This is a genomic window from Campylobacter concisus UNSWCS, assembly GCF_000466685.1.
Lineage (GTDB): Bacteria > Campylobacterota > Campylobacteria > Campylobacterales > Campylobacteraceae > Campylobacter_A > Campylobacter_A concisus_A.
The window spans coordinates 108,217-118,828 of the sequence record NZ_ANNG01000010.1 but is presented as its reverse complement, the minus strand read 5'-3'; the positions used below and the strand labels follow the sequence as shown (position 1 = coordinate 118,828).

Sequence of the window (10,612 nt, the reverse complement as noted above, 5' to 3'; positions counted from 1 at the left end):
ATGAGTGAAAAATGTCCATTAAAAGAGATCCAAAAAAGATCAAATAAGCTGCTTGATCGCTGGGCGCTAAAGGTTGATGATGCCTTTGATAAGTCAAGCGAAAAATTAGACGAGGCTGCGAAGTGGATCGATGAAAACATACCATTTGCTGGCGAGCTACTAAATATAAGAGAGCATGGCAAAGAGATAGATGAACTGCTTGGAGAATACCACAGAACAACGGCTGCTATATATACTCAAGCTGGGCAGTTTAAAGAGTATCTAGGAAAACTTAGCTTAGAAAACAGAAAGGCGATGTTTAAGGCACTAGATGGCGAGATGGATCCAGAAGAGCTAGCAGAACATGTAAGACCACTATATGAAAAGGTGCGTAAAACTATCGATGATGGGGCGCAGGCGCTAGTTGATGCTGGAGCGCTTGAGTCAAAAAATGTCATCAAAGACTACATCAAACATTACTATAAAAAGCATATGGATGAGGCAAAGGAGAATAGCCGTATCGCAAAGGCGCTAAGGCAAAGTAAATTTTTTGCTAGAAAACAGATGAGTTGGGAGCAAAAGCAGTTAAGACAGATCGAGGATGATGCGGCTTTTGCAGTCACAAACACGATCTTAGAGCAAAAAAAGCAACTCCTTAAGGCTCAAACCCTAAAGCTGTTTGCGGATAAATTTGCTAAAGACGCACCACCTGAGGGAGCAGAAGGGCTAAAGTGGGTAAAGATGAGTGATGAAAGTGCAGGCGGTGGCATCAAAAAGTATGGAGCACTAGCTGGCAAATATGTCCCTGAAGATGTCGCTAAAGCTCTAGCAGAGGCTGAGATGCTAGGGCGTGAGATGGCGAAATTTAACAATATGTATTTTAAACTAATCGATCACATCAAGGTAAATGTGACTGTAAAAAATCCCTTTACGCACCTATATAACTTTGGCTCAAATATGGCTCTAGCCTTTTTGCATGGCGACTTTAACGAGGCTATGAAGACAACTGCTGCATTGATGAGAGGAGATAAGCAGTTTAAAAGGTGGGAAACTTTGGCTAACTCGCTAGGGCTTGATAGTCATCTAAGCGACCTTGAAGGTCTGGTAAAGCCTTTGCAAAGTGAGGCAAAAGATGGCATCTTAACCAGGGCGCTAAAAGAGGCGTATATGGCTGAGGGAAGCTGGAGCGGCGAGAAAGCAAGGTATTTTTACTCGATGGAGGATAAGGTATTTAAAATAGCTAGGTTTAAGAAAAATTTAGAGCTGATTGCTAAAGACAAAGGTTTTGACGTAAATGACTTTAGTAAATTTAGTGCAGATGAGCTAAAGGCTGCGATGAAAGATGCGCAGTATAGCTACGTGGACTACTCAACTCACTTTAATGGCACTTTAAAAATGCTTGATAAAACGGGAGTTCAGCCTTTTTTACACTATACTGTAAAATCAACACCAATGGTGCTAAAGGCTGCATTAAAGCGACCAGATAGATTTTTGATGATGCAAGCTGTGCTAGCTTTTTTTGGTGGCAGTGCATGGCTGGGTGCTGATAATGAGCGAGACAATCTAGCAAAGCCAGAGTGGGCAGAGAGTGGCGCGCTGCCAAACTTGGTGGGTGTGAAAAGTTGGATGGAGTTATTTAATACTGGTTGGTATTTTAACTCTGGTCGTTTGGTGCCTGGCTTTAGGTTTGATGGATTTGACAAACTAGAGTTTAATGGAGGCTTTGTCGGAGGCGCTATAAACATAGCAAGTGGCAAGAGTACGCTAGGCTATAAGATAGAAAGTGATGATGATCCTAATGCCGTAAAGATAACAAAGAGGCTGCTCGAGATAGCTAAAAGCTACTTCCCACCGCTCTCGCCTCTTGGACGCTACGGACAGCAGTTAGGAGCGCAGGCTACGGCCGACATTACGGGGCTAGACGTCGCACCTAAAGACTACAATAAAGAGGAGCTAGGCTTTGGCGGTATAATGGCAAGAGGTGCTGGCGTGAGGCGTTTTGATAAAGAAAAAGAGTATGGCAAGGAGCTAAAAAAGGTTAGAAAAGAGTATGAGCAGTTTGTGCCTGTAAAGATACCAAACTCAAAAGATGAAGAGAAGGTGGCAAAGGCAAAAGCTCATAACGAGAGGATCGCAAAGCTAAGCGTGGAGAATCTGCGCGAGGCTAAGGCGAGGGCGGAGGATAAATTTAAACGTATAAAAGAGCACGCGAGTGCCGACGGCGTGAAACTAGACATAGGGCTTTTGCGTCAAAGCAGGCAAAGTGGCGGTTCTTTTGGAAGCTCTAAGATCAAATTTCCAGAGTAATGGGAGCTCCTTTACTTTTAATAAGATTTCGGTTATAATTAACCTACAATTCACCGGGGGCGCTTTAAAGCCCTCACTCAAGATATCCCTTTAAATATTCATTAAAACAGCATAAAATATCATCTATAAAAAGCTTTAGATTTTCAGGATCTATACCCACTACTATGCCATCTAAGTTGGTCGATATACGCGGTGTGCCATCGGTGTTTAGCTTATATAGATTTTCCCAATGTAAAGCCCTATTTCTAATGGTCAGAAGTAGCGAATAACATATCTTTACTTTTTTATAATTTAGCATAGTGCTTTTGCTTTGCCGATTAAATTTAGAGTATTTTGATAAATTTAATCCACGTAGATCGAGTAGATCGTTGTGTATTTTGTTTTGGTCTATCACTCTACACCAATAACCAAATGTTTGGCGTGATATGAAAATGCTATCCATGTCTCCTAAAATTTGTGCTGTTTTATTTCTAGTAATGATTTCGATGATACCAAGTTTTGGTGCTAGCTCGCCAATAAGCAGTAGATTTGCTCTATGCTCATCATCACTAGCGTATGCTTTTAGTCTATCTTCTGAAAAAAGCTCATTAAGTTCTTTTGTCTGCATGTCTAACCTTTTTTTATTGTTGTGCAATTTTATCAATTTTTTATTCAAACCGATTCAACTTGTGTTTCGTTTAAGGTTTGTCTGCCTCAATTACTGGGAGATTGCCAAAGATTATCGTAGGGTGATCACAAGCAAGTAGCGGTGCGGAGCCGGTTTTTCACTTAGGAGCGGTGGCGCAAGTTCGAACACCAGTAGCGGCCAAAGCAAGTAATGAGATAGCTTGTCGGAGTGGGGGGAGAGTGTGAGTTTTTGAGAGCAAACCCAGCCCATTTTGTGGCTTTTGGCTTGGTTTTGGTGTGGTTTTGATGTGCTGGCTGGTGGCGGAGGTGTGATCTTAGTGGCAAAGTGGTTTAAGGTTAGTTTTGGAAAAATGGTCAAAAAATGGCTTGAAAATTTAGTTATGGAAATCATACTTTTCAATACTAAAAATAAAAGAGTGCCTAAAATACGGCTTTTGCTTGTGGTAAAGAAAAGTGCTTTAAGGTTAGAGCGAGTAAATTTGGCTAATTTTTTATGAAAAATGGCGATTTTGTTTAAGGTTGGAGTGGCTTTTTGAAAGATAGATTAGTTTTATTTTTTAAGCTTTGGTATGGTGTGTGGTGCTTGGATGCGTGAGCTTTGGATAGAAATTTATAGATTATTGGCTTGGTGCGTTAGCCTTGGTATTTTTGTTGTGCTATTTAATAGTGCGAAAGTGCAAAATCTCAACTGTCAAAATTTCTTTTACAGTTGTGATTGTGTGGTTTGATAGCGTGATGATGCGGAATGCTTGGACATGCTAGCTTTGGGCGAAATGCGTGGGAATTTGTGGATTGTTTCTCACTTGTGGTTAGGACATTACGAAAAATTACGAGGCAATTTAATATGCCTAGTGGTCTTTGTGTGGGCGTGCTAGCTATGTTGGCTTGGCTGGCGTGTGTGTTGGTTGGTTTGTGTGAGCTGCTTACTAGATCAAAGCTAGCTTAAAATCTTTGATAAAAAAAAAGGGGGGGGGCTATGAACCCATTTGGCCTGCGCCATACAATACTACAGTCACACTAAAAATTTTAAAATTTTTCAAACTTTTTTCATATTGTTGGCGGTTAAAATGGCGATAATATCCAAAAAACGCGCTTTAATCTAATCTGCTTATAAAAAAATAAGTAAAAATTTTCTTTGGGAAGCCAGCCACTTTGCCGCGCTAGCGTTGGAGCTTGCGATCAAGGTGGTTGCGTTAAATTTTTAGTGATCGTAACTAAACGCTCTTGTAGGTGTTTTAGTGGCATCAAAAAAAGATGTTTTTGATAAATTTATAGGGTGTGGCGAGTTCGCCACTTAGTTTTTATGATGTTTTACTTGGATTATAGGTTTGTATGCTGCGTAACCGCTAGCAAAAGAGTATTTGGATAAGCTAGCCTTGGGTCTTGGACTTTTTAGCATAATCATAGGCCATTATCACAAGCAAGATAACTATAGTAACTGCACTTATGGTTAAAATCGCATTCATGTTTGCCCACAATACTAAAAATTTAAAGCACCTTTTAAAATGCTTTAAATTTTTTACAATCTTAAACCCTAGGTGATGAGGCTGCTGACGCCTCAAGAAAGGCCATAATCTCGCTTGTAGAATAAAGTACATTCTTGCGAGTAACTGCGTATTTTCTAAATTTACCATCTCTGACGTAGCGCCACAAGGTTACGGCGTTGCACTTTAGAAGCTCGCAAGCTTGCTTAGTGGTGATAGGGTCTGTTATAGGTAGAAGCGGTGTCATTTTTTATCCTTTAGTTTTTATGGTAGTCTAAAGCCAAGCGCGTAAAGAGGGCTAAAGTCGCTAAAATTTGATAACTTTTCTACTATCTCGGCTCTCGTTGCACGATAATCCGTTTTATGCCAAAAGCCGTCTTCGTCTTTATACTCCCAATACCAAAGGATGTCGTCACAATAGACATAATCGTCTACGTTTCTTTCTCTTTTTATGTATGAGCTTTGGTAAAAATGACTTTTGGGATGTAGTGGCTCGCCTTCGCTTCGTTTCCAGATCATTAAACCGGTGCCCTCTGATTTTTGTATTTTGGGCTTTATACGATAGTCATTAAGCTGCCAATCCCAAGTGGGGGTAATCAATGTTTCCCAAGTAGTTTCTCCAAAAAGTTTAACCTCTATTGTCTCGCCTTTATCGTAAGCTTGCATTACTTCGATCATTTCTTGCGTCGTCATTGTTTATCCTTTAAATGTTTTCAATGTAAAAATAGGCAAGGCTTTGGCTGTCCTCGGCTTCCTTGCGGTATTTCGTATCATAGCTTTTGTTTAAGATGTAGGCTATCTTGTCTTTGTTACAAGCGTAAAACTCAGCTAGGATGGGAGCTAGACGCTGACCTTTGCGGTTGTTTGGTGCAAATCTTAGATAGAGCAGGTCGCAGGCAAGCTGTGGCGCTGTGGTGCTAAAGTCGCTTTTACAGATGCTAGCTTTGTTATCAAGGGCTGTTATCTGAAGATCTATGCGCTCTTTAAAGGCGTGATAGTGCTGCACAATAGGCGACATAATTGTAATCAACTCATCTATAAATTTGCTCGCTTTTTTGTTGATAAATAGCCCCAACTCCTGCGTGCTATCCATCTTTAAAAATGAGTAAGCCATCACAAAGATGGCTGCGTCTTTTAGCTCTGCTGTTGTCATTTGTTTTTTATAACTCCATAGTAGCAAGAATATCGCCTGGATCGTAGATAGTGTAGTCTTTGATAAAGGCATGCCTTATCTCTATGCTGATGCCTTCTGAGCCTAAGATGAGCCCTTTGTCGCAAGTTTTTTCACTTGGGACAAATAAAGCACCACAACTATCAAGCTGTTTTAGGCAGATAGCCATAACCTCGGGGTAGCTTAAATTTCTATAGGCGGAGTTGTTTAAAACTGGGCTAAAAAGCTCATACTTTTCATCGCCGTTAAAATACTCATTGGCTTCTGCTAGGGCTTTGATAGCTACTTCTCTAGCCTTTTTCTTGTCATCTTTAAAGACTGAATAAGGGCTACAAACGTAAATTTTAAAAGTTTTCATGCTAGTCCTTATGATAAGTATTGATAGCTTCTAGAAGAGCTTTTGCTACATCTTTGTCTAAATAGTAGGCTAAATCTCCAAGTGAGATCTCATCTAAAGAATCGATAGCTTTTGCTATATGTATGATTTTTTGCTTTTTTAAATTGCCACTTAGGATATCTAGAAAATCATCTACTTCACTTTCTTCTACATTTATTAAAATTTCCATATCGTCTCCTTAAAATGGTATCTCTTGATCATCTACGTAAAATGTAGTCTCGTCGCTAGGCGGCACATCTTGTTGCTCGTTTCGTCTAGGTGCGTTCCAAACAACGTCATATAGCACGCCCTCTTTGGCGTTTTCGCCAGCCTTAAAAAGAGCTATATATACTTTATAGCCTGGCACTGCTGGCGTCTGTATGTAGCCACTTAAAAAGCTTTTGGTGCCATCTTTGCTTTGTCTGCCCCATAGTGCGCCTATTATCTGTCTGCCACCTTCATAGCCTTTTGGCTTTTGAAGGGCTAGCTGAAAGCCTGGAAAGTCTTTATTTTTCTGTCTATCTTCTGCGCTAGTGCTAAGCATAACTACCTCTATGGGTCTTAAAAATGGAATCATGATAGTCCCGCCTGTGTAGCCGATCTCTTCGCCATCAGCGTTTTTGTAGCTTTTGCGTTTAAAATAGCCTACGTTCATCTTCTCTCCTTTATAAATTTGCTAAATTTTGAAATATCGCTAAAACAAAAACCAAGATAAAAGCCAGTAAAAACCTAAGAGCTAGCTTTTTCATCCTGCACCTCTGCGTCGATAACGTCATCTTCAAACTCGACCTTGACCCCATTTAGGCGAGATAAGAGCTGCTCGGCTGAAACCGCCTCTGGTGGCATGATGGCTAGGCGGTCAAGCATCTTTTCACTTCTGCCAGCTGAGAGGGTAGAGATAAATTTCGCTCTCTCAAAGTCCTCGGCGCTAAGTGTGCCAGTCTCTCTTTGTCTAGCTACGATGCGCTTTGCTTCGCTCTCCATGATCTCATAGCTAGCAGCTAGCAAGACGTTGTTTCGCTCGATATCAACCTTGGTGTTTTTAACTACCATTTGCAGGCTCGATCTTTGAAGTAAATTTCTAGTTTGCTTATCTTCGCTCATAGCTAGAGTTACTTTGTTTTGTAAAGCTTGCGCCCAGTTAAAGTCCTTTTTCCAGCGGTTTATAGAGCTACTTGATCCTTTTAGCCCTAGAGCCTCGAGCTTTGAAGCTAGTTGCTCTTCGCTAATAGGCTTATAATCGCTCTCAAACGTCGCACTTTCAAGGTATATCTCAAAAGCCTTTTGCTGAGTTTCATTCATCTGTTTCATGCTTTTTCCTTTTTTGGCTCACTTGGCTCACAATCACTAAAAAATCGTGAGCCACCCCAAACCCCTAAAAAACGTTATTTTATAAATTCTTTGGCTCATAAGTTTAAACTTCTTGAGCCAGCATCTAAATACGATATTATCGTTATTTAATAGCTTAAGAATTCTCTTTGGCTCACCATTTTTTATATATATAGCTATAAAAAAATTTTTAAAAAGAAAAAAAATAATTTCAAACCAATATAGGGGCAAAAATGGCGAGATTGTGAGCCAACAGCACGCCAAACCCCATAAATACAGCTTTTTGCTGGCTCAAGAAAAATAAAAATCGTGAGCCAGTTATGAGCCACATAGATGTAAAACATCTATCAAACGCCCTAAAATATGACGCTTTGTAGATATTTTTAGCTAAAATCATCGTGAGCCACAAAGAAAGATTAGTTTTCATCGGCTTTTGCTCCGTTTGCTTGGTAGTAACTTATCTGATTTATGATAAGCTCGCCACCATTTTCTATCTTTACGCTATCAAAGTCGAGATTGTCGCTGCTTACTCTAAAGCCAAAGAAGCATCTTGGTCTATCACCTATGCCAGCATAGTTTAGTGTCATCCTCTTTTGACCATAGGAGCAACTTATACCAGCAAGTGTTAGCTCATCACGCAGAGCTTGAGCGAAATTCTTTTGTGTGAGAGGCTTACCGCCTTTGTCGTTCATGTATGCTAGATAAACCTTATAAAGTGGCACTGACGGCACAAAGTAGTCAGGATCTGCAATGATCGCATCTTTAACAAATGTTCGAAGTGGATTTACGCTATCTTTATACTCTTCAAGTTCAGTTTGCATACGTTTAGAGCGAGTAAATTTGTTTTGTTTGATAAGGCGTTTTAACCCGGCAAGCGCCATGTTAAAGATGCCAGCTAGCTCATCATCAAAGCGGTCGCTAAGGCCACGGATCTTTTGGCTATCTTTTACCTCTTTGTCAAAAACGATAAGAAGCATACGTCTAAATACGCCATTATCGATGCCACTTTTTGGCTTTTCGTTGCCTGCAAATGCAAGCTTTGGCTTCTCGTTAGGAAGCAGTGAATAAGGCTCTTCATTTTTTGGGTTTATAGTAATGGCATCTTTTGTGCTGACGATGGCTTTTAAGTTCGCTAGCTGTCCTTTGTCGGTGCCGTTTTTATCGATCTCAGAGCCTATGTTTAAGAGCTTATTTGTAAGTGCGCAAAGCTGGTGTCCTTCAAACTGCTGAAGCTGAAGGGATGAGACGTTGTCTTCGCCAAAAAAGTTTCTGATGGTATCAAGTATAACGCTCTTGCCGTTTGCGCCACTTTTGCCATATAAAAATAAGAAGCTTTCAAACTCATGGCTAGGCAAAAAGCAGTAGCCTATAAACTCCATAAGCGTTTTCATGTCGTCCTCGTCGCTCATGATGTCACGTAAAAATTTATTCCATTTTGGACATTTAGCAGAGGTGTCATAGTTAAATTTTAAGATATTAGTAGCAGCGTCTTTATAGTCGTGCTTATCTTTAAATGTGATGATGCCATTTTTGCTTATAAAGATCGTGCCGTTTAATAAATTTATAACGCGCCGAGGTTCGTGAGATTTCATCTCATCTAAATTTAGAGATAAGCTAGTTAGATCTTCAACTATCTTATTGACATTTTCACGGCTTTGTTTTTTCTTATCTACATATGCAACTACCATCCAGTGCGTATGGATAAATTTAGCTAACGCATTTGTATCTATCTGCATGAAGTGGTTGCTAGCCCAGACGTGCAAATTCTTTTTATATTCGCCTAAGCGATAACCAAGCTTTAAAAAAGTCTGATTTAGACTTGCTACCATGTCTGTAACGTGTGTTTGATGGTAGTTTGTTCGCATAGTTTTGTTTATCTTAAAGGCATCACCAAAGGCTTTTGAGAAACGCTCAAAATTTTTCTCTTCTTCCTCAGTTAGAAGAAAATTTTTTATATAGGCCTTTTTAAACTCCTCGTATCTCTCACCCATTTTTTTCTCTATCTCTTTTGCAGTGTTTAAGACTTCATCGACATACTTGTCATCAAGTTCGCCTTTTACTGGGAAAATGTTTATGAAGTTGCCTTCACTATCTTGTGCCATGATCTCGGCTTTGATCTGGCGGAATTCTTTTATTGGTAAATTTTGTTTAAACTTTTCAAGCTTTGGCGAAAGCTCTGGGAAGTATTCGCAGATCTCGTCTATGATGATATTTGTCGGCTCAAAGCAGCTAAACGCCACCGTCTCAAGTGGGCTAGCGCTTTGAAATTTAAAGGCGTTGTCGTGTAGGTAGTCGCTGATGTCATAGCCTTTTGAAAGGTTTTTGCCTACCATATAAAATAGCACTATGCGAACGCTTCTAGCTACATCTTTGATCTCGTAAAATTTCTTTACTGCATTTTCATATCCAGCCTCATCGTGGTCAAACCAGATAAAGACGTGCTTATCTCTTAAAAGCTCTTTATACTCCTGCCAGCTAGCAGTCACGCCGCCAAGCGTTAGGGCGCAAGTGTTAAAGCACATTAAATTTAGTGCATCCTTTTCGCCCTCGCAGATGACTATGGTGCTGCCTTGATAGTCATTGTAAAAATTTAGCGGAAATGGGCTAGCATGTGCGCCACTCTCGCCTATCCATTTGCCAGACATTCGTTCGCTTGATAGCTCGCCTTTGCTAGCGTCATAGGCAAATTTCTCCCTATACTTGATATTTACCGGCGCGCCGTTAGCGTCTCTAATGATGATGGCTAGGCTTTTATGCTCAAAGCTATATCCTATAAGCTCACGGCTATATGGATCAAAGTTTTTGCCTGGTATCGGAAAGATGGCTGAGATTTGATCTTTGATGAGATCGTAATTTTTAAGCTTGTTTTCTACGAGCTGAGGGGCTATTTTGGCTAGTCTTGCTTTTAGGGCAAGCTCTTTTTTAGCTCTTTGCTCAGCCTCTTTTTTCATACGAGCCTCATTTTCAGCCTTTAAAATAGCTTGATGTGCTTCGTAGGCTGCTTTCTCTTCTTCGCTCATCTCTTTTGCATTGATCGTATTTGGTATACCAAAATGATCGCAAACTTTTTTGGCTGCTTGAAGTGGTGAGATATGCTCTTTTAACTCAACAAATTTTGTTATATCACCACTGGCATTGCATGCAAAGCATTTAAAAAATGCGCCATTAGAGTCAGAATTGATACCAAGACTTGGTGTATTATGATCATGATCATGAAATGGACAAAAAGCATTTCCACTTTTAAACTCTATGCCATAAACACTTTGCACAAAATCTTTAAAATCATGCTTAGATATTGTTTGTTTTATCGTTTGAAAAATGTTATCACTCATCACTTTG

12 protein-coding genes are annotated in these 10,612 nt (G+C 40.0%); 2 read left to right on the top strand and 10 right to left on the bottom strand.

Going from position 1 to position 10,612, the window contains the following annotated elements; all coding sequences use genetic code 11:
• Positions 1–2,286: a hypothetical protein gene (locus UNSWCS_RS03745; RefSeq protein ID WP_021087280.1), complete on the top strand. Its 2,286-nt coding sequence runs from the start codon at positions 1–3 to the stop codon at positions 2,284–2,286.
• 73 nt (positions 2,287–2,359) lie between these two features.
• Here the strand turns inward: UNSWCS_RS03745 and UNSWCS_RS03740 are convergent, their stop codons facing one another.
• On the bottom strand, positions 2,360–2,893 hold the full coding sequence (locus tag UNSWCS_RS03740) for a hypothetical protein (protein WP_021087304.1): 534 nt from the start codon (positions 2,891–2,893) through the stop codon (positions 2,360–2,362).
• A gap of 280 nt (positions 2,894–3,173) precedes the next feature.
• Between UNSWCS_RS03740 and UNSWCS_RS03735 the strand changes: the two genes are divergently transcribed.
• Positions 3,174–3,410, top strand: a complete 237-nt coding sequence (locus UNSWCS_RS03735; RefSeq protein WP_155242294.1) for a hypothetical protein — start codon at positions 3,174–3,176, stop codon at positions 3,408–3,410.
• A 1,030-nt stretch (positions 3,411–4,440) separates the two neighbouring features.
• Here the strand turns inward: UNSWCS_RS03735 and UNSWCS_RS03730 are convergent.
• The 9 genes from UNSWCS_RS03730 to UNSWCS_RS03695 all read right to left on the bottom strand — a co-directional run bounded on the left by UNSWCS_RS03730 (position 4,441) and on the right by UNSWCS_RS03695 (position 10,605).
• On the bottom strand, positions 4,441–4,644 hold the full coding sequence (locus tag UNSWCS_RS03730; RefSeq protein WP_021087281.1) for a helix-turn-helix domain-containing protein: 204 nt from the start codon (positions 4,642–4,644) through the stop codon (positions 4,441–4,443).
• Between the two features lie 17 nt (positions 4,645–4,661).
• On the bottom strand, positions 4,662–5,090 hold the full coding sequence (locus tag UNSWCS_RS03725; protein ID WP_035143419.1) for a hypothetical protein: 429 nt from the start codon (positions 5,088–5,090) through the stop codon (positions 4,662–4,664).
• Between the two features lie 10 nt (positions 5,091–5,100).
• Positions 5,101–5,550 (bottom strand): hypothetical protein, encoded by a 450-nt coding sequence (locus UNSWCS_RS03720; RefSeq protein WP_021087372.1) that lies wholly within the window; start codon positions 5,548–5,550, stop codon positions 5,101–5,103.
• Between the two features lie 7 nt (positions 5,551–5,557).
• On the bottom strand, positions 5,558–5,926 hold the full coding sequence (locus UNSWCS_RS03715) for a hypothetical protein (RefSeq protein ID WP_021087357.1): 369 nt from the start codon (positions 5,924–5,926) through the stop codon (positions 5,558–5,560).
• A 1-nt stretch (position 5,927) separates the two neighbouring features.
• On the bottom strand, positions 5,928–6,134 hold the full coding sequence (locus UNSWCS_RS03710) for a hypothetical protein (RefSeq protein ID WP_021087363.1): 207 nt from the start codon (positions 6,132–6,134) through the stop codon (positions 5,928–5,930).
• A 9-nt stretch (positions 6,135–6,143) separates the two neighbouring features.
• Positions 6,144–6,599, bottom strand: coding sequence for a DUF736 family protein (locus tag UNSWCS_RS03705; RefSeq protein ID WP_021087394.1), 456 nt, complete (start codon positions 6,597–6,599; stop codon positions 6,144–6,146).
• A gap of 74 nt (positions 6,600–6,673) precedes the next feature.
• Complete coding sequence (locus UNSWCS_RS03700) at positions 6,674–7,255, bottom strand: hypothetical protein (RefSeq protein ID WP_021087341.1); 582 nt, start codon at positions 7,253–7,255, stop codon at positions 6,674–6,676.
• A 229-nt stretch (positions 7,256–7,484) separates the two neighbouring features.
• On the bottom strand, positions 7,485–7,700 hold the full coding sequence (locus tag UNSWCS_RS11785; protein WP_155242293.1) for a hypothetical protein: 216 nt from the start codon (positions 7,698–7,700) through the stop codon (positions 7,485–7,487).
• Entirely contained in the window at positions 7,690–10,605 is a 2,916-nt protein-coding gene (locus UNSWCS_RS03695; protein WP_021087371.1) for a phage/plasmid primase, P4 family, read from the bottom strand. The genes UNSWCS_RS11785 and UNSWCS_RS03695 overlap by 11 nt, the downstream gene beginning before the upstream one ends.
• Positions 10,606–10,612: the final 7 nt, after the last annotated feature.